The 243-nt window shown below is 70.4% G+C and carries 1 pseudogene; it reads right to left on the minus strand.

Annotated elements, in window-relative coordinates:
• Positions 1-243, minus strand: a pseudogene (locus SB786_RS37350) (TolC family protein); the annotation flags it as partial.

Consider the following 243-nt stretch of genomic DNA (forward strand, 5'->3'; position numbering starts at 1 on the left):
GAGTGCGCCGCCGTGAGCGTGCGCGTGGCGTCGAGATCGGAGAGGAACGATTCGCGGCCCGCCGAATAGAGGCGATGCGTTTCGTCGGCGGACTGCTGCGCCGAGCCATACGCGGTGCGCAGCGAATCGGCGCGTTGCGTATCGGCGGCGTAGGTGGCGAGGCTCGACTGCGTTTCGCGCAGCGCGTTCAGCACGACGCCGTCGAAATGCGCAAGCGCGCCGGCCGTTGCCGCTTGCGCGCCG

The sequence above is a fragment of the Burkholderia sp. SIMBA_062 genome (genome assembly GCF_046534765.1).
In the GTDB taxonomy this organism is placed as follows: Bacteria; Pseudomonadota; Gammaproteobacteria; order Burkholderiales; family Burkholderiaceae; genus Burkholderia; species Burkholderia ambifaria.